Below are 17,596 nucleotides of genomic sequence, written 5' to 3'. Positions count from 1 at the left end.
TCAACATTCAGTCCAGCGCGACAATGGCATCTACTGCAACGAGGGCGCCTTTTGGTAGTGCGGAAACCTCGAATGTGGCGCGAGCAGGGAACGGAGAAGAGAAATAGGTAGCATATACGTCATTCAACTTCGCAAAATCACTTAAATCCGTGACCATTATTGTTGTTTTGATAGTCTTTGAAATACCTGTACCCGCTGCTTCAGCAATCGCCGAGATATTGCTGAGGCACTGTTTCATTTGAAGCAAGGCATCGTCCGCCACCAACTCTCCTTTGGCCGGGTCAATGCCTAGCTGCCCCGAAACAAATAGATATTCGCCATGGCAGACTGCTTGGGAATAAGGGCCAACGGCAGCAGGGGCTAAAAAAGTTGAAATATTTCGCATAAAAGGATCCCTACCCATTATTAATGGATATTAACAATTTATGATTTTATGTCAGCAAAGGTATCTATTACCGATACCTTTCATGGGCCAAGTAAAGATAAGTAATTCAATCAGCGAACATTTTTCTTGTTTGAATTGAATTACTGAACGGAACAACGCCTACCATCTCAAGCTCTGCATAATCGGTGAATTTATTATAGATCTCTTCAGCATCCTCAAGATAAAGCGATTTGGTGATACCACGTACCGCACGAGGAACCGAGTATCTAAACCCGCTGATAGCCGAACCGGAAAGCCCCATACTTACAAGGGCGCTATAGGTAAAGTTGAATATATTCTTAATATAGGGGGCTTCCCCAGGCTTTTTTTCGACAAACTCAAAATTCTCACCCAGGTAGGGATGGCTGGATATTTGAGAATCTTCCTCCCCATGGGCAGGACTATATTTGTCTCGCCATAGCGCTATGTCATTGGAAATACTTGAAAGCTCTGCGCGTAGTGAAAAATCGTTCACAAACCCAACAGCAACTATCAAGTAGTCGACCTTGAGCTTGTCTCCAGATGCAAGGGTGACCTCAACTTGTTCTTTTCCGTCATCAATGACGAGTTTCACCCCTTCCCAGGCCGCATTGGTACGAACGCTCGCACCTTCTAAACCTGACAATCGATTGTAGGCGTCCTGCGGAGCTGGAATGTTGTACCTGAACATATGCCGCATGTATTTCCACTTCAGGGAATTATCCATATCAGCGTAATGATTAAGAAACCCTGCTTTTGCCATCCAGACCTGAGGATTAATACGCTGGATATCCTTGCGACGAATACAAACAGTCGCTTCTAACGCTCCCGCCTCAAGCGCGGTCGAAGCGTTATCGAATGCAGATGCGCCTGCACCGAGAACAGCAATCTTCTTCCCTACAAGCTTGGAAAAATCAATATGCTCTCCTGAAGAAGCATATCGATCTCTGGGCAATGCCGATGAGATGAATTTGGGTACATGCCACGCCCCACTGCCATCCACGCCCGTCGCAACAACCACTCTGCGAGCATAAACAACGTCGCGAGACGATATTCCCCCTCGACCGTCGAATCTGTTCAGCTCTAGTCGAAAGAGTTTATCTTCTGGAATGACGTTGGAGACACCAGTAAGATTCTCGACTGGAATCTTCAGCGTATCGCGACACCATGTAAGATACTCTTGCCAATCGCCTTTCGGAATCTTGATCAGCTCTTCCCAGGCCTCTTCACCGTATTTGGCTGTGTACCAGGCTTGAGGTGCAAGACTGGTTAAGGACGCATCAATACCTGGCAAATGCTTTACGGTACGCAAAGTGCGCATCCGCGCCGTATTGTTCCATGGGCCTTCCAGTCCCTTGGGCTGCTGATCAAAAACAACGATGTTATCAACTCGTTCGCGCAAGAGACCTGCCGCGACTGCCAACCCGCCTTGGCCGCCCCCGATGATAGCAACGTCGTAGACATGGTTACCGCTAGGGTGCGCCTTAGGCAGTACCCAAGGGTCATGAGGAAAGCGTAGGACGTGGAGATCTGCCTGTACCCTGGACGCCAATTCATCTAGAGCACTATATTCTGTTGATTTAACACTCATTTTTCTTCACCTATCTACAGAGATCCGAAATATAGGTCATCTCGTCGCAAACAGCCCAGAGTCCACTCATATTGCCATTTCGCTAATTGGGCTCGATAAAGTCAGTGTATTCTTCCTTCATCAGAAGCTGCTTCCAATCTTCACCGCTAAAACCAAGCAAAAATGAATAAACTTCTAAAAAAATCAAAACCCTTGGAATTATTTTTCCAAGGCTAGCAAAAATGCGAACGAAGACCTCCAATAGCAATGCAAAACCCGCATTTTTTTCGTTTTTATTACGTAAAAAGTAACGTATTGCGATAGAAGCGAATTCCAGCGTCATATGCTTCTAACGCGATCTCACGCATTGGATATTTCGTAGAATTTCTAAGTGGCAACGGAGTTATTACATCATCGCCAAGTGCGATGCTAGCTAGCATTTTTCCGAAATAAGCATTCGGCGCAATGCCTCGTCCGTTACATCCGATGGTCGCAAAGATGCCCGGGCGCGGTTCAACGAGATGCGGCAATCTGTCGACCGTTTGGCCGAGCGTGCCTGACCACCGATAGCCCCATTTGAATGTAGGCGCGAACGGGTAGACAAACTTCATTGCGCGATTTACCCAGTTATCCCCTTCCGAATGAATGGGAAGGAACCCAATCGATCCAACATGAAGACGCCCAACCGGGTCATATCTGAACCACAGCGGTATCTTATGGGTGTCCCACATGGCTATGTAGTGAGGCAAAATTCGCTCTCTCCACTCAGGAGGTAACGGGTCTGCTGTGGCGATACCAAAAGCACCAAGAGGCATTATTTCCTCTTTGAAACCTGGTACCAGATCATTGCTGTATGCGTTGGTTGAGAGAATGACTTTGTCGGCTTTTATTGTCGTAGTGCCGGTGGTAGCAACCCATCCGGTACCTGAAGGTTCCAGGGATGTCACTTTAGACCCGGTAGAAATTCTAAGACCTCTGTCGATTGCGGCTCGCGCTAACCCGCGCACGTAGGCAAGCGGTTGAAGCGTAAATCCGCGATGATCGATCAGTGCAGCTTTATATCGGGTTGATCCGTTCATCTCTTCGAGTTCAGAGCCATAGACCATCTGAACATTCGCTCCCAAGGCTTGCCAATCCGAAGCTTGGGTTTCAAGTTCTCGTGTTTTCTGAGGAGACGTTGAACAGCGGATGATAGGCCTTTCGTCAGCGGCACAGTCAATACCGTAATCGCGTATCAGTTGACGGACTACGTCAGGCGCGCTGCCCAACTCCTTCAAAAAGAGCTGACCGTAATCCGGGCCCAAAGCGCGGAGGATTTGTTCGGGGGATAGAAACTGGCCAGGGTTCACTTGCCCAGCATTACGACCGCTTGCACCCGAGCCAATTTCCTGTGCTTCGACCAATATAGTCTTCGCACCGCGCTCAGCACAGTGAAGCCCAGCGGTCACACCATTGAATCCGCCGCCAATGATCAAAACATCGCAGGACTCTTGCTGCGCAAGAATCACACTTTCCGGTCTTTCCCCACCCGTCGCAGACCACATTGAATGGTCGATTCCAGATTCTTGTCCGCTAATGAAAGGTCTATCGCCATTAAACATAGTCATCCTACTTCGCTACGAGCGCTTAATTTATTAACTGTTTTCAATCGCTACAAAGGGTTGGTTTTTTGCTTAACTAAATAGCCATAGTATGCAAAATTTTCCGTTCCAACGCCGTGACGGCACGAGTAATAGGGAACGCAATCACAAAATAAATTACAGCAGCGGCGGTCAAGAGCTCCACCGGATGGCCCGTTCGGTTAGATATATTTTGACTAACAAACATCAAGTCAGCCATGCCCACAGCGGAGACGAGAGCGCTCTCTTTAAACAAGCTGGTGCAGTTGGAAAGAAGCGTGGGAGCCGCCCTGAGTAGCGCCTGCGGTAGAAGAACGTACAAAGTATGAACACGGTAAGTGAGCCCTAAAGCGACCCCCGCATCATGCTGTTCTTTACTGACGAAACTGAACGATGCACGGAACGTCTCACTCGTAATCGCCGCCATATACAACGTAAGCGCGATTATTCCGCAAGTCAGATTCGATAGCTCCATACCCAAGACCAGAGGCAAGCAGAAAAACATCCAAAACAACTGAATGAGCACTGGAGTACCGCGAAACAGCGCTACATAGACAGTGCTGACCCCATAGATAATCTTATTTTTTGAGCTCCTTGCAATCGCCACCAAAAAACCTAAAGCACACCCCAACACAACGCAGATCGCTGTGAGCTTTAGAGTTAACAAAAGGCCAAAAAGCAACGCAGCCTTGTAATCGAAGATTACTGAAAAATCTAGTTCCATGGCCGCGTCCTCATGAGTTTTCCGCTTTACGGCGTCGCTCTATGTATTCTACGAGCTGTGATACAGGGAACGATATTGCAAAATATATAAGAGCAATAACGGTAAACACCTCGATAGGTCGATAAGTGTCGGTGGCCAGTATTTTCCCCATATACATAAGGTCTTGCAAAGCGACTATCGCAACCAGCGCAGTTTGTTGGAATGCACCAATGCCGTTTGCAACCAATACTGGTAGCGCCGAGCGGAATGCTTGTGGGAGCACCACATACACCGTTCGTTGAAACGGAGAAAGTCCCAGAGCAACAGTTGCATCGTACTGATTGCTTTGAACTCCCTGGATGGCGGCCCTGTACGCTTCCGCGTTGAATGCAGCAAGGTTGAGTCCAATCGCCAAAATACCCATCGTCATTGCATCGATGTAAACATCGAAGATGATTGGTATGCAGTAGAAAAACCATACGATCTGGACAAGCGCAGGGGTACAGCGGAAAAATTCGATGAACAAGGTAAAAGGCCAACGGAGTATCGGATTTGGGCTCATAACCAATAGTGCAATGATGAAACCCAGAGTCAATCCGATGATATTCGCTGCGACAGTGAGTTCCAGGGTTACGACTAACCCTTTGAGCAGCGGCCAGAGACCGTTCGCGATGAAGAACAAATCAAATTGATAGTTCACGTCCGACTCCTACCGTCTCGCCAATATGAAAGACTCGCTGTATGAACTCTCTCGTTCGAGCTTCCTTCGGCCTACCGAGTACCTGCTCGGGAGGCCCATCTTCGACTACAACGCCGCCAGCGCAGAAAATCACACGCGAAGCGATGTTTTTGGCGAAGTGCATATCGTGAGTCACTATCACCATGGGCATGGATTGTTCAGCCAAATGCATGATGACTTGCTCGACTTCAGCCACCAGCTCGGGATCGAGAGCAGAAGTCACTTCATCAAACAACATTAGTTTTGGATCGAGCATCAAGGCTCTAGCGATGGCGACGCGTTGCTTCTGCCCGCCGGAAAGATGGGCAGGGTAAGCTTTTTCCTTTGCCTCCAACCCGAATCTCGTCAACAATCCGCGTGCTCGTAGTTCTGCTGATTGCTTAGACTCACCTCTCACTTTGATCGGTGCGAGTGTCAAATTCTGAAGAATATTGAGATGTGGGAACAATGTGTAATGCTGGAAAACCATACCAATGTTACGACGAATCTCCTTATCAATTACCGTCCTTCCATACTTATCAGTCGTAATATAATTTTTACCTTGAAACAGTAATTGGCCTTTATCAATATCCTCTAGGCCCATCAACACTCGTAGCAACGTACTTTTCCCACCACCACTCGGCCCAATCACGACGACACGATCACCAGGACACATGCTAATATCCAAGCCTTGCAGCACAGGCTTTACGCCGCCAGCATAGCTCTTGTGCAGCCCCTTCATTTCCACGAGATAGTTTGCATTTGCCATTAGCTTCTACTCCAAGTTCAGACAACCTCTAACACCTACCAAGACAAATCACTTAGTCTCGTGTGCGATTGCTTTTTTAATTAGCTCATCCATATGACCGGTCGTAACAGCGTCATTGATATAAAGGTCTAATACTTGAAGATCTGCGTATGAGGTATCACGTCGTAAGCCGAACGAAACGCCTTTTTTATCGATTGCCGGTACGGGCTTAAGTACCACGGCCCAGTCGGTATGCGAAGCAGCGAATAAGTCGTTAGCTGCTGACGTATCAAAAATCACATCAGCTCGTTTAGACATTACAGCCAAACGGATTTCGTCCGGGCCGGGCAACCGCATAATAGATGCGTTTTTGATGATGGCCGTCAGTGACTTATCTTGAGCAGTCCCAGACGAGACAGCGATAGTCACGCCAGGCTGGTCAATATCAGCAAGGCTTTTTGGCTGATTCGTCTTTGGGTTTTTCTGGTTGTAGATAAAGGTCGATTCAGTAGCTGAGAGATTTTTTGAGAAAACGATAGAGAGAGCACGTTGTGGCGTAGCCGTAAGCGCCGGGGCCAAATCCCATTTTCTGGATTGCAAGCCAGCAATCATGTTATCCCAACTGGTATCCACAAATACCGGCTTGACCTTTAAGATCTCAGCAAATTCTCGGCATGCATCCACGAAGAAACCCGAATACTCTCCAGTGGCCGGGTCTTTCATGATGTAGGGCGGAGCCTCAGCCGTGCCACATCGAATAGAACCAGATTTCTGAGCAGTAGCCCATACGCCATCCCCCTCACCCTCGGCGTAAACGCCTGTCGATCCGGAAACCACTCCTACTAGAACCAATGCCGGTAACAGACGCATGCCCATACGTTTGAAAATCATATCGGTATCTCCCAGTGATGCGCCGGCCAAGCGCAGATTCGAGGGGATGGCCCTCTGAGCCTCTTGTTATTTTCAGCGCGCCCGCTTTGGGGCTAGAACGCACCTCTTTTTTTCTCCCTGATGAAGCACTTTGCTCGATCCGTTTAGCTGATGAAAAAAGACTACCATTTGACAATAGGTAAACTATTGCAAAATTTCCACACCTCAACCTCTTGACACAGAAGCAACTTCCAATGTTTTCTGTATCTGTGCAATATTTTTTCGAGGCTGTGTAAATGTCCACTTCTTCAAAGCTGCCGGATCGCTCATCCCGCCTAGACCGTATTGATCGTCGAATACTGGCAGGTCTCCAGCGAGACTCTACTCAGCCCGTCACCGAGCTCGCCGAGCAAGTCGGGCTCTCCATGACTCCCTGCTGGCGCAGAATTCAGCGCCTGGAACAACAAGGTTTCATCAAGAAACGTGTCGCCATCCTTGACAGAACGACGCTGAACGCAAAAGTGACAGTGTTCATAATGATCAAAACAAGGGAACACTCCATTGAATGGATAGATCGCTTCCATAAAGCCACCCGTGACATGACCGAAATTGTCGACATTTATCGGATGAGCGGTGAGGTTGACTATTTAATTCGGGCTTTCCTGCCTGATATCCAAGCGTACGATGCACTCTATAAAAAGATCATTAGTCAGCTACCGGTTGCGAATATGACTTCCATGTTTGCAATGGAAGAAATCAAGTCGACAAGCGAAGTACCGCTTGATTTTATTCCAGATTAAATCGGCTTCTGAGGCAGCTCGTTGTATCCAGACGAGCTGCCTGGTCTAAACGCTAACCATCGAAATTGGCAATGTTTTTCCGAATTCCGAACCGGGTTGGGCGTATTGCCACAGCAATGGATAGAACTCTAAGAAATCCGCACTCAGCGGCTCATACAGCGCAGTCAGCTCTTCGTATGCACCAAGCAAGCCGTCTGGTTGGGATAGGCGTAGGGAGATGACTTCCAGCCCATGGCCGATCATCGAAAAATCCCTATACGCTCCAAGCCAATCTTCCGTGATGATCAACGGCGCGATTTGAGCCAATCGTTCCGGCAACGCGGGCTCACCCTCTAAAAGTCGATAGATTTTTTGAGAGAAAACGTCCAGGGGTAGATCGGCGTATCGCTCCCAATCTCGCGCTAAGCAGTGATCAAAAAACATGTCGAGCGCGATTCCTGCATAGCGACGTCTTGTTGCCGGGAATCGATCAAGCGCCCTTCTAACCAGTGGATGGGAATCCGTGAAGGCATCAATTCGACGATGCAGCCTGATTGCCTCCTCAGTCTGAGTAGAAAATTTTCCTAAAAGCGCACCCTTCACAAAATCTCCATAAAGACTCCCCAGCAGCTGTTGCGGCTCCTGTCCGCCTAAGTGGAGGTGTGCAAGGTAGTTCATAGTGATTCCTAGTAGCTGAATGGAGGCTGGCCACACTATTGAAGGAGAGTTCCAAGCGTAAAAAAATACCCTTAGCAGGAACACTACCAGTCAATAGGTAGGTCATCAACACCAGATTCCCCCTCCCCCAACACCGTCGTGTGGCAGACGACGGTCAACCGCCGACGCGTTCAAAGCGACATGATAAAATCGAATATTTAATCCACCGTTAATAGTCAACCAATTAGGTGGCGGCATATAACAATATTCAAACCCCTTGCCGGTGAGCATCCGGGCTGTTAATTCCACGTAGGATGCTATGCAAGACGGTAAGCAAACTCGTGAAGCCCTCAATGCTTGCTTGGCGCAGGTGAGTAGCCTGCCACCCCGAGACGTGAAGGGCATGGCATAGCTTTGGTCGCCCTACAAATCAGGCCCGGTTCAACCAAGTGTCCCATGTGGTGTGGAAAATGAGGATGGAATACCGGGCATCGCAGACTCTGTGAAATCTGCGCGGATGGTAATGGACGCAGGTTTGGGTGATATCGAAATCATGGCTGCCAATGACTTTCTGTTCGATTAGTTCCTAAGCAGCACGCCGAACATTCGAACGGACCAATACAGTGGCTCCGTTGAAAACCGTCAGCGCTTCCTGCTGGAGACTATTGATTCGGTTGCTGCTGAAATCGCTGGTTCCAAGACCGATGTAGGTTGCTCACCGTTTGGGCACCTGTATGACGCTTGCATATACGACGGTGAGAATAAATTTAGACGAGCACGGCAGCAGCACTCAATGAGCGGGAACTAGAGTTTATTCAACTGAACTGCCTCGCCGCGCAGACACTTCAGGGTTTCAGTGGTGCATTCCTTGAATCCTACAGGCGCACCACTCGCGTTTCAAATAACGTCTAAATCAGGTATTAAAGCCGCCGACGAGTTTGCAGATGTCTAACGTTCTACTGGACCAAAGAAAAATACTGGCACATTTCACTAGGTCGAGCACTCAAGAGGTCAATCGTGTTGTCAGTGCTCAATGTAGAAACTTGACCCAGCCAGCAACTGCAAGTGACGCAAAGCAAGTCCAGCCCGAGAACAGCCAGCGCCGCGCGCGCGCGCGTGGCACAAACCCCACGCCCCGCACAAAGGCCACACTCATCGCCGTGAACAAGGCCATTGCCAGCCCATGATCAGCTTTGCCGTCCGGGGCGGCCATCAGGGGCGGATAGAGCGTACACACGAGCATGATCGCTACTGCGATAAGCAAGCTTAGCGGGTGAAGGCGTGAGGGTGCCGGGGCGTCGGCGACACGCGGCATCATGGCCGCGGCTCCTCACGGTCGCTCAGGGCGCGACCGGCTTCGTTCTCGCCCCACATCGCATTCAATATGGCCAGCAGCAAGGCAAAACCGACTCCCAGCATCCAGGCGAAATACCACATAGTCTTTACTCCTCTGATGGCGTTAGTAGGCCGAATGTTCGTTGGCTTCGATCTGTGCCACGGTGACCTTGCCGCGCATGACGCGATAGGCCCACGAGGTATAAATCACGATCAGCGGCATGAAGATCAACGTAGCCCAGAACATGATGGACAGGCTGAGATAACTGGACACGCTGTCCCACACGGTCAGGCTCGCCGCAGGCACGGTCGACGACGGCATGACGAAGGGGAACATCGACACGCCGGCCGTGCTGATCACCCCGATCACCGCGAGTGACGAGGCGACAAACGCGGCCAGTGTGCGGCGCATCATCATCAACAATGCGGCACCGGCTGCGCCACCCAAGCCCAGCGCGGGCAGCAGCCACAACACAGGATAATGGCCATAGTTGGTCATCCAGGCCCCCGCTTCGCGTACCACGGTCTTGTTGAGAATGTCCGGCAGCCCGGCGGTATCCACTACCGAGGTAATGCGATAGCCGTCGATCGATTGCAACCACACACCGGCAATGACGAATGTACACAGCAGCACCAGCGCCGCGCCAACCCCGCTCTTGATGGCACGGGCCTGGATCACGCCTTCAGTGCGGTGCGCCAGATAGGTACCGCCTTGCAGGGTGATCATTGCACTGCTCACCACGCCGGTCAGCAGCGCGAAGGGGTTCAGCAGTTGCCAGAAACTCCCGGTGTAAGTCGATACCAGCATGTTATTGAAGTGGAACGGTACGCCTTGCAACAGGTTGCCGAACGCGATGCCGAACACCAGCGGCGGCACGGCCCCGCCGACAAACAGCCCCCAGTCCCAGGTGCTGCGCCATTTGGCGTTGTGAATCTTGCTGCGATAGTCAAACCCCACCGGGCGGAAGAACAGCGCCCATAGGACCAGAATCATCGCCCAGTAAAACCCGCTGAACGCGGTGGCATACACCACCGGCCACGCCGCGAACAGTGCGCCACCCGCCGTGATGAACCACACCTGGTTGCCGTCCCAGTGCGGCCCGACGGTGTTGATTGCGACGCGGCGTTCCAGGTCCGTGCGGCCCACAAAGGGCAGCAAGGTGCCGACCCCCATGTCGTGGCCGTCCATGATGGCGAAGCCGATCAGCAGTACGCCGACCAGTGCCCACCAGATAAGTTTCAGGGTGAAGTAATCAAGCATGGTGGAGTTCCTTCAGGTTGGCATCGTAAGCGTAACGACCGGTTCCGAGACTGCCGGGCCCTTGGCGGGCAAACTTGACCATCAGGAACATTTCAACCACCAGCAGCACGGTGTAAAACGCCAAGAAGCCTGCCAGCGAGCCATAGAGGTTATTGATGCTGAGGGTCGATACGCTCATGTGGGTGGGCAGCACGCCGTAGATGGTCCAGGGCTGACGGCCATATTCAGCGACGAACCAGCCCAGCTCGCAGGCCAACCAGGGTGCAGGCAGCATGCAGAGCGCCCAACGCAGCAACCAGCGGCGGCGTGTGCAGACCGACTTCAAGGTGCTCCAGAAGGCCAGCCCGAACAGCAACAGCATGGCGAAACCCAGCGCGACCATGAGCCGGAACGCCCAGAACATCGGGGTCACGTGCGGTACGGTATCGTTCATCGCCTTGTCGATGATGGCCGGCGTGGCCTGGTTCACATCCTCAACGTACTTTTTAAGCAGTAGGCCAAAGCCGAGGTCCGCTTTGTACTCTTCAAAGGTATCGAACGCCGCCTTATCGGTACGATCGGCCCGCAGGGCTTCAAGCGCATTGACGGCGGTAATGCCACGCAAAATGCGCACGCGGTTTTTCGCTTTGATATCATGAATGCCCGGGATCTGCTTGCTGACCGAGCGCGTGCCGATCAAGCCCATCACCCACGGCACGTCGACTTCCCAGTTGTTCCGGGATTCGGCTTCATTGATGCTGGCCAGCAAGGTTAGCCCCGCCGGCGCCGGCTTGGTTTCCCACATAGCCTCCATGGCCGCGAGCTTGGTTTGCTGCGCCTCGCCCACCGTGTAACCCGACTCATCCCCCAGCACGATGACGCTCAACACCGAGGCCAGGCCGAAGGCGGCCGCTACCCGAAAACTGCGCTTGGCGAACTCGACATCTCGATTCTTGAGCAAGTACCAACTGGAGATTGACAACACGAACATCGAACCGGTGACATAACCGGCCGACACCGTGTGCACAAACTTGGCCTGTGCGACCGGGTTGAACACCACCGCCCAGAAATCCACCATCTCCATGCGCATGGTGATGTAGCTGAATTCCGAGCCCACCGGGTTCTGCATCCAGCCATTGGCGATCAGAATCCACAGCGCCGACAGGTTGGTACCGATGGCCATCAGCAGCGTGACCAGCAAGTGGTGCTCTTTCTTCAGGCGATCCCAGCCAAAAAAGAACAGCCCGATCATGGTCGATTCGAGAAAAAACGCCATCAACCCCTCAATCGCCAGCGGGGCGCCGAAGATGTCGCCCACGTAGTGCGAGTAGTACGCCCAGTTAGTGCCGAACTGAAATTCCAAGGTGATGCCGGTGGTCACCCCCAATGCGAAGTTGATGCCGAATAACTTGCCCCAAAAGCGCGTCATATCTTTCCAGATGACATTTCCGGTCATCACATAGACGCTCTCCATGATGACCAGCAGCCACACCATGCCCACCGTCAGCGGTACGAAAAGAAAGTGGTATAGCGCAGTAGCTGCGAACTGCAGCCGTGACAAATCCACCAGTTGTTCTGAGATCACTTGCTTGCCCCTTGAGTCGAGGTGGGTACACCGAATCGGTTGCCGACAGTGTTCGGGTCGACAGTGACGTGCGAATCCCGGACGAACAGCCACCACAGCACGCTCAGCAGCACGAGCTTGATCAGCACCGCGGTGAGCAAGATGGCGCAGCAGTCGTTTGTCGGAAATGGTCATGCCAGGCAATTAGCACAGGGCATGCCAAGGCCAGAGTCCGTATTTATATCGTTACAAAACAGACAGTTACGATGTTATCGGGTTGAATTCAGCGGGAATTGGCAGGCCAGCACGCCAATCTGCCAGGTTGGCAGTCATTGGCAGTCGTAGACTGCCTAGGCCAGGCCCTGTTCTTTCAGGCGTCGGTACAAGGTCCTGTCGCTGATCCCCAGGTGCTTGGCCAACTCGCTGCGGGTGCCTTTGAATGTCGCCAACACCTGCGCCAGCGTGTTGCTGTCTAACGGCGTCGAAGCCACAGCCTGAGGCGGCAGTGCCGCGCATGCCTGGGGTAAATGGACGGCACGGATGACGCCGTCGTCAGCGAACAGGCTGGCTCTTTCCAGAGCATTGCGTAACTCACGGATATTGCCAGGCCAGGGGTATTGCTGGAGCCTTGCCAAGGCTTCAGGGTCGAGGGTCAGGCGGCGCTTGCCGGCACCGCCACGCTGTAGAAAGGAATTGGCCAGCAAGCCGATGTCTTCGACCCGGTTACGCAAGGGTGGCAAGTGAATCGGGAAGGCGCTGATGCGATAGTACAGGTCCTGCCTGAACTCGCCTGTTTCCATCATCTTTTCCAGCGGTTTGTGGGTGGCGGCAATCAATCTGAAATTGGCGTGACAGGTCTCGACACTGCCGACCCGGCGATAAGTCGAGGATTCGATCAGGCGCAACAGTTTCACCTGCATGGCCAACGGCACATCGCCAATTTCATCCAGGAATAATGTGCCGCCCTGGGCGGTTTCGACCAAGCCGGGCTTGCGCGTGATGGCGCCGGTAAAGGCGCCTTTTTCATGGCCGAACAACTCGCTCTCGAACAACGTTTCGGTCAAGCCCGAGCAATCCACCACGACAAACGGCCCGGCGGCCCGCTCGCTGGTTTCATGGACGGCGCGCGCGAACAGCTCTTTACCGGTGCCCGATTCCCCCAGCAGCAGCACCGGCAGCATGGAGGGCGCCACCCGTTGCAACTCCGACAGGGCGAGGTTGAAAGCCGCTGAACAGCCGACCAACCCTTCGTCGCTGGGGCGCGCCGAGGCGCTGCGTACCAGTGTCAGGCGCTCCACATAGGCGGTAATCACCCCGTGCTCGTCGAGGATCGGGCGCAATTCCACGTCGACATGCTCCGGCCCCCGAGGCGTGTGGTGGATGTGCAAGACACGATCCGACCCACGCATTTCCTGGGCTTTTTTCATCGGGCAATTCTCACCCGCCTGATCACAAGGGACGTCGTAATGGTGGGAGATCTGATAGCACTTATGCCCGATGAAGGGCTTGTCAGCCCTGCCGAACTGACGCTGATAGGCCGTGTTGGCCGCCAGGATGTTGTAGTCCGGATCAAGCACGATCATGGGGTTGGGTTCGTGTTCCAAAAACGAAACAAGCGACTGCACTTGATCCGGAGGGGGGACGGCGTTGGTGGGGGTCGGCTGAAAAGTCTTCATCATGGCTCCTGGAATCCATTCTTCTATCCTGTTGTGGCACTGCCACCTCTGTCAACAGGCACTGCCAATGGCAGAAAAACCCACCCGACAGAGGCCCTAACACGCGCATACAACAACAAAAAAACAAATAAAATCAATTAGATATTAGAAATATTTGGTGAGTGCCATCGCCTGGCAAACTTATTGCAATGTCAGTCCTTAGTCTAAGTGGCTCGGTAAAAAAAGCCCCCTCAAGGAGACCGTTCATGCGCGTCAATCTTCACGTCGAAGGCTTCTTCGACTCTGCCACCAACACTGTCAGCTATCTGGTACTGGATGAAGCCAGCAGCCACTGCGCGATCATCGACAGCGTTTTGAATTACGACCCCAAATCAGGCCACACCGCCACCACATCCGCCGACCGCCTGATAGCCCGGGTGAACGAGCTGAATGCGCAGGTCGAGTGGATTCTGGAGACCCACGTCCACGCCGACCACCTGACCGCCGCGCCCTACCTGAAAGAGAAAGTCGGCGGAAAAATAGGCATCGGCAGTCAGATTTCGACGGTGCAGAAGGTCTTCGGCACGCTGTTCAATACCGGTAGCGATATGCCCCGCGACGGCAGTCAGTTCGATCACCTGTTCGTCGGCGACGAGTCGTTCAGCATCGGCACGCTGCACTGCACCGCACTGCACACACCCGGCCATACGCCAGCCTGTATGACTTATGTGATCCGCAACGGCGGCGAAACGGCAGCCTTCGTCGGCGACACCTTGTTCATGCCCGACTACGGCACTGCCCGCTGTGACTTCCCCGGCGGAGACGCACGCACGCTGTTCCAGTCAATCAACAAAGTGTTGAGTCTGCCCGCAGAAACGTTGCTGTATATGTGCCACGACTACCAACCGGGGGGCCGTGAAGTGCAGTTCGTCAGCACCGTTGCCGAACAGCGCGAGCACAACGTGCATGTGCGCAATGGCATCAGTGAGGAGGAGTTCGTGGCGATGCGTACCAAGCGGGATGCCTCGATGGACATGCCGACACTGATCCTGCCCTCGGTCCAGGTCAACATGCGAGCCGGACATTTGCCCGAGCCTGAATCGAACGGGACCCGCTATCTGAAAATCCCGCTCAACGTCGCCTGACACTCACCCACCCCCAAAAAACATATAAGAAAAAATACCCATAACGGAGACACTTATGGATATCCGCCGCCTTGCACCTGCTTTATCGGTATCAGAACAGATTCTCCCCAGCCAATTGGCTGAACTGAAAGCCGCCGGCTTTCGTGCCATCATCTGTAACCGCCCCGATGGCGAAGGCAGCGACCAACCGTTGTTTGCCGAAATCAAACGCGCCGCCGACACAGTCGGCATCGAGGCGCACTACCTTCCCGCCGAATCGGGCAAAGTCACCGACGAGCAAGGGGCTGCCTTCGGCAAGCTGTTGGAAACGCTGCCCAAGCCGGTATTGGCCTATTGCCGCTCCGGTATGCGCTCGACAACGATGTGGGCGCTGTCACAAGCGGGTCAACGCGACCTGCCGCACATCGTCGAGAGCGCCAAAAAAGCCGGGTTCGATATGAAGGGCGTGATTCGGCGAATTGCGAACCAGGGTCGCACGCCGGTCGAAGTGGCTGAGGCGCAGCACACCGTAGTCATCATTGGCGCCGGCGCGGCGGGTATCGCCACCGCCTCCAGCCTGCTGGCCCGCGCGCCGGGGCTCGACATTGCGATCGTCGACCCGGCCGATGTGCATTACTACCAGCCTGGCTGGACGCTGGTGGGCGGCGGTGTGTTCGACGCGCGCCAAACGGCTCACACGATGGGCACCACCCTGCCCCGCGGCGTGCATTGGATCAAGGCGGCGGTGGCGGCTTTCGAGCCCGAGCGAAATGCGGTTATTCTGGATGGCTGCCGGGTCGTCAAATACGAGCAACTGATCGTGTGCCCCGGCCTGAAGCTCGATTGGCATGCCATCGAGGGGTTGTCGGAGACCCTGGGCCGCAACGGCGTGACCTCCAATTACCTGTATCACCTGGCGCCTTATACCTGGGAAAGGGTGCAGCAACTGCGGGGTGGCCGGGCGATTTTCACGCAGCCGCCGATGCCGATCAAATGTGCCGGGGCGCCTCAAAAAGCCATGTACCTATCGGCCGATCATTGGAAACGCAGCGGCGTACTGGATGCCATCGAGATCGAGTTCTACAGCGCCGGTGCGGTGCTGTTCGGGGTTCCCGACTATGTGCCGGCGCTGATGGAATACGTCACGGCTTACGGTATTGACCTGAATTTCGGCAACACCCTCACCCGCGTCGATGGCCCGGCACGGACGGCCACGTTCAGCGGCGTGAATCCGGATGGCAGCCCCCGTGTGGTGACCCGCGAGTTTGATTTGCTGCATGTGGTGCCACCGCAGGTCGCGCCGGATTTCATTCGGGTCAGCCCGCTGGCTGACGCGGCCGGCTGGATTGATGTCGACCCCGCCACGCTGCGGCATAAAACCTGGGCAAACATTCATGCGCTGGGCGACGCGGCCAATTCGAGCAACGCCAAGACCGCTGCCGCCGCCCGCAAGCAGGCGCCGGTGGTGGCCCATAACGTGTTGGCGGCCATGGGTAAGGCGAACGGTTGCGCGCAGTACGACGGTTACGGCTCCTGCCCGCTGACGGTGGAACGCGGCAAGATCGTCCTGGCGGAGTTCACCTATGGCGGCAAGGTCGCCCCCAGCTTCCCGTCATGGCTGATCGACGGCACCCGCCCCTCCCGGCTGGCCTGGCTGCTCAAAGAGCGGATTCTTCCACCGCTGTATTGGAAGGGCATGCTCAAGGGCCGCGAATGGCTGGCGAAACCCGAGTTGACCGACCAATGAAATCAGGGCTGAACGCAAGGAGACTGAAATGATCATGGTCTTACTGCTCGGACTGACAGTGGGCGTGATTCTGGCGCTGACCGGCGCCGGCGGTGGAATACTCGCGGTGCCGTTGCTGGTGTTCGGAGCGGGCCTGAGCATGGCCGAGGCCGGGCCCATTGGCTTGCTGGCCGTCGGCCTGGCCGCGGCCCTGGGCGCCGTGATGGGCCTGAAAAACGGCACCGTCCGCTACAAGGCAGCGCTGTTAATTGCCGCCGCCGGGATCATTTGTTCGCCCCTGGGCCTTTGGTTGGCGCAGCGCACGCCGAATCGTCCATTGACGATCATATTTGCCTGCGTGCTGATGTATGTGGCGTTCCGGGTATTCAAACGGTCGTTGCCGCCGTCCCCGGCGTCAAAGGCTGCTGTCGCGACCAAACCGCCGCCCTGCGTATTGGACGCCCAACGAGGCAAGCTGAACTGGACGGCGCCGTGCGCCTGGGCGCTCACGGTGTCGGGCGTGGTTGCGGGCGGGCTTTCGGGTTTGCTCGGCGTGGGCGGCGGCTTTGTGATGGTGCCGGCGCTGCAGCGATACACCAATTTGACAGCACAGTCGGTGCTGGCAACTTCGCTGGCGGTGATTGCACTGGTGTCGATGTCCGGCGTTGCCGCCAGCTCTGCGGCCGGGCATCTGCAGTGGGCGATTGCCCTGCCGTTCTCCATAGGTGCATTGTTTGGAATGGCCTGCGGGAGCCTGATCGCGGCCCGGCTAGCAGGTCCACACCTACAAAAAGGGTTCGCCGCTGTTTCTATGGCGGTTTCGGTGGCTTTGCTGGTGAAGGCAATTTAGTGATGTACATGAGCCCTCCACTTCCAGGACTGCCC

Annotated in this window: 19 protein-coding genes; 5 read left to right on the top strand and 14 right to left on the bottom strand. The window is 54.1% G+C overall.

What is annotated here, in order from left to right:
• Positions 1 to 7: 7 nt before the first annotated feature.
• From QK296_RS15550 to QK296_RS15520, 7 genes are all read right to left on the bottom strand, one after another.
• Positions 8 to 385: a Rid family detoxifying hydrolase gene (locus QK296_RS15550; RefSeq protein ID WP_150689086.1), complete on the bottom strand. Its 378-nt coding sequence runs from the start codon at positions 383 to 385 to the stop codon at positions 8 to 10.
• Positions 386 to 491: 106 nt separating this feature from the next.
• Positions 492 to 1,994 (bottom strand): FAD-dependent oxidoreductase, encoded by a 1,503-nt coding sequence (locus tag QK296_RS15545; protein ID WP_154847274.1) that lies wholly within the window; start codon positions 1,992 to 1,994, stop codon positions 492 to 494.
• Positions 1,995 to 2,269: 275 nt separating this feature from the next.
• Positions 2,270 to 3,580: an FAD-binding oxidoreductase gene (locus QK296_RS15540; protein WP_224796972.1), complete on the bottom strand. Its 1,311-nt coding sequence runs from the start codon at positions 3,578 to 3,580 to the stop codon at positions 2,270 to 2,272.
• Between the two features lie 70 nt (positions 3,581 to 3,650).
• Positions 3,651 to 4,316 (bottom strand): amino acid ABC transporter permease, encoded by a 666-nt coding sequence (locus QK296_RS15535; protein WP_150689090.1) that lies wholly within the window; start codon positions 4,314 to 4,316, stop codon positions 3,651 to 3,653.
• Between the two features lie 10 nt (positions 4,317 to 4,326).
• Positions 4,327 to 4,995 carry an amino acid ABC transporter permease gene (locus QK296_RS15530; protein ID WP_069787657.1) on the bottom strand — a complete coding sequence of 223 codons (669 nt, stop codon included), beginning with the start codon at positions 4,993 to 4,995 and terminating at the stop codon, positions 4,327 to 4,329.
• Positions 4,979 to 5,782, bottom strand: a complete 804-nt coding sequence (locus QK296_RS15525) for an amino acid ABC transporter ATP-binding protein (RefSeq protein ID WP_108538219.1) — start codon at positions 5,780 to 5,782, stop codon at positions 4,979 to 4,981. The genes QK296_RS15530 and QK296_RS15525 overlap by 17 nt, the downstream gene beginning before the upstream one ends.
• Before the next feature lie 48 nt (positions 5,783 to 5,830).
• Positions 5,831 to 6,652: a transporter substrate-binding domain-containing protein gene (locus QK296_RS15520; RefSeq protein ID WP_150689091.1), complete on the bottom strand. Its 822-nt coding sequence runs from the start codon at positions 6,650 to 6,652 to the stop codon at positions 5,831 to 5,833.
• 275 nt (positions 6,653 to 6,927) lie between these two features.
• Here QK296_RS15520 and QK296_RS15515 point away from each other — a divergent pair, with 275 nt between their 5' ends.
• Positions 6,928 to 7,431 carry an Lrp/AsnC family transcriptional regulator gene (locus QK296_RS15515; protein WP_150689092.1) on the top strand — a complete coding sequence of 168 codons (504 nt, stop codon included), beginning with the start codon at positions 6,928 to 6,930 and terminating at the stop codon, positions 7,429 to 7,431.
• 45 nt (positions 7,432 to 7,476) lie between these two features.
• Here the strand turns inward: QK296_RS15515 and QK296_RS15510 are convergent, their stop codons facing one another.
• Positions 7,477 to 8,088: an ACP phosphodiesterase gene (locus QK296_RS15510; protein ID WP_069787661.1), complete on the bottom strand. Its 612-nt coding sequence runs from the start codon at positions 8,086 to 8,088 to the stop codon at positions 7,477 to 7,479.
• 583 nt (positions 8,089 to 8,671) lie between these two features.
• Here QK296_RS15510 and QK296_RS15505 point away from each other — a divergent pair.
• Positions 8,672 to 8,875 carry a hypothetical protein gene (locus QK296_RS15505; RefSeq protein WP_224796979.1) on the top strand — a complete coding sequence of 68 codons (204 nt, stop codon included), beginning with the start codon at positions 8,672 to 8,674 and terminating at the stop codon, positions 8,873 to 8,875.
• 222 nt (positions 8,876 to 9,097) lie between these two features.
• On the opposite strand, the gene QK296_RS15500 is transcribed toward QK296_RS15505, so the two are convergent.
• The 6 genes from QK296_RS15500 to QK296_RS15480 all read right to left on the bottom strand — a co-directional run bounded on the left by QK296_RS15500 (position 9,098) and on the right by QK296_RS15480 (position 13,882).
• The gene (locus tag QK296_RS15500) at positions 9,098 to 9,385 is read right to left on the bottom strand and encodes a cyd operon YbgE family protein (RefSeq protein ID WP_154847273.1); all 288 of its coding nucleotides are present in this window, start codon (positions 9,383 to 9,385) and stop codon (positions 9,098 to 9,100) included.
• Complete coding sequence (cydX, locus tag QK296_RS15495) at positions 9,382 to 9,504, bottom strand: cytochrome bd-I oxidase subunit CydX (protein ID WP_017847575.1); 123 nt, start codon at positions 9,502 to 9,504, stop codon at positions 9,382 to 9,384. The genes QK296_RS15500 and cydX overlap by 4 nt, the downstream gene beginning before the upstream one ends.
• A gap of 22 nt (positions 9,505 to 9,526) precedes the next feature.
• Positions 9,527 to 10,663: a cytochrome d ubiquinol oxidase subunit II gene (gene cydB / locus QK296_RS15490; RefSeq protein ID WP_154847272.1), complete on the bottom strand. Its 1,137-nt coding sequence runs from the start codon at positions 10,661 to 10,663 to the stop codon at positions 9,527 to 9,529.
• Entirely contained in the window at positions 10,656 to 12,227 is a 1,572-nt protein-coding gene (locus QK296_RS15485; RefSeq protein WP_282391067.1) for a cytochrome ubiquinol oxidase subunit I, read from the bottom strand. Before QK296_RS15485 ends, cydB begins: the two co-directional genes overlap by 8 nt.
• Positions 12,224 to 12,328 (bottom strand): hypothetical protein, encoded by a 105-nt coding sequence (locus tag QK296_RS29060; protein WP_348775208.1) that lies wholly within the window; start codon positions 12,326 to 12,328, stop codon positions 12,224 to 12,226. The genes QK296_RS15485 and QK296_RS29060 overlap by 4 nt, the downstream gene beginning before the upstream one ends.
• 228 nt (positions 12,329 to 12,556) lie before the next feature.
• A complete protein-coding gene (locus QK296_RS15480) occupies positions 12,557 to 13,882 on the bottom strand; it encodes a sigma 54-interacting transcriptional regulator (RefSeq protein ID WP_154847271.1) in 1,326 nt (441 codons plus the stop codon).
• A gap of 245 nt (positions 13,883 to 14,127) precedes the next feature.
• Here QK296_RS15480 and QK296_RS15475 point away from each other — a divergent pair, with 245 nt between their 5' ends.
• From QK296_RS15475 to QK296_RS15465, 3 genes are read left to right on the top strand one after another with little or no spacing between them, the layout of a single operon-like run.
• The gene (locus QK296_RS15475; RefSeq protein ID WP_150689095.1) at positions 14,128 to 15,006 is read left to right on the top strand and encodes an MBL fold metallo-hydrolase; all 879 of its coding nucleotides are present in this window, start codon (positions 14,128 to 14,130) and stop codon (positions 15,004 to 15,006) included.
• A 55-nt stretch (positions 15,007 to 15,061) separates the two neighbouring features.
• Entirely contained in the window at positions 15,062 to 16,732 is a 1,671-nt protein-coding gene (locus tag QK296_RS15470; RefSeq protein WP_069787667.1) for a bifunctional protein tyrosine phosphatase family protein/NAD(P)/FAD-dependent oxidoreductase, read from the top strand.
• A 28-nt stretch (positions 16,733 to 16,760) separates the two neighbouring features.
• Positions 16,761 to 17,561, top strand: a complete 801-nt coding sequence (locus tag QK296_RS15465; protein ID WP_069787668.1) for a sulfite exporter TauE/SafE family protein — start codon at positions 16,761 to 16,763, stop codon at positions 17,559 to 17,561.
• Positions 17,562 to 17,596 lie beyond the last annotated feature (35 nt).

The organism is Pseudomonas sp. AL10 (genome assembly GCF_029960685.1).
In the GTDB taxonomy this organism is placed as follows: domain Bacteria; phylum Pseudomonadota; class Gammaproteobacteria; order Pseudomonadales; family Pseudomonadaceae; genus Aquipseudomonas; species Aquipseudomonas lactis.
Note: the sequence above shows the minus strand (reverse complement) of the source record. Positions and strands in the feature narration are given on the sequence as shown.

Coding starts and splice junctions, on each gene's coding strand:
- QK296_RS15550 (WP_150689086.1), bottom strand. CDS start 385: ATGCGAAATATTTCAACTTTTTTAGCCCCTGCTGCCGTTGGCCCTTAT.
- QK296_RS15545 (WP_154847274.1), bottom strand. CDS start 1,994: ATGAGTGTTAAATCAACAGAATATAGTGCTCTAGATGAATTGGCGTCC.
- QK296_RS15540 (WP_224796972.1), bottom strand. CDS start 3,580: ATGACTATGTTTAATGGCGATAGACCTTTCATTAGCGGACAAGAATCT.
- QK296_RS15535 (WP_150689090.1), bottom strand. CDS start 4,316: ATGGAACTAGATTTTTCAGTAATCTTCGATTACAAGGCTGCGTTGCTT.
- QK296_RS15525 (WP_108538219.1), bottom strand. CDS start 5,782: ATGGCAAATGCAAACTATCTCGTGGAAATGAAGGGGCTGCACAAGAGC.
- QK296_RS15520 (WP_150689091.1), bottom strand. CDS start 6,652: ATGATTTTCAAACGTATGGGCATGCGTCTGTTACCGGCATTGGTTCTA.
- QK296_RS15515 (WP_150689092.1), top strand. CDS start 6,928: ATGTCCACTTCTTCAAAGCTGCCGGATCGCTCATCCCGCCTAGACCGT.
- QK296_RS15510 (WP_069787661.1), bottom strand. CDS start 8,088: ATGAACTACCTTGCACACCTCCACTTAGGCGGACAGGAGCCGCAACAG.
- QK296_RS15500 (WP_154847273.1), bottom strand. CDS start 9,385: ATGATGCCGCGTGTCGCCGACGCCCCGGCACCCTCACGCCTTCACCCG.
- cydX (WP_017847575.1), bottom strand. CDS start 9,504: ATGTGGTATTTCGCCTGGATGCTGGGAGTCGGTTTTGCCTTGCTGCTG.
- cydB (WP_154847272.1), bottom strand. CDS start 10,663: ATGCTTGATTACTTCACCCTGAAACTTATCTGGTGGGCACTGGTCGGC.
- QK296_RS15480 (WP_154847271.1), bottom strand. CDS start 13,882: ATGAAGACTTTTCAGCCGACCCCCACCAACGCCGTCCCCCCTCCGGAT.
- QK296_RS15475 (WP_150689095.1), top strand. CDS start 14,128: ATGCGCGTCAATCTTCACGTCGAAGGCTTCTTCGACTCTGCCACCAAC.
- QK296_RS15470 (WP_069787667.1), top strand. CDS start 15,062: ATGGATATCCGCCGCCTTGCACCTGCTTTATCGGTATCAGAACAGATT.
- QK296_RS15465 (WP_069787668.1), top strand. CDS start 16,761: ATGATCATGGTCTTACTGCTCGGACTGACAGTGGGCGTGATTCTGGCG.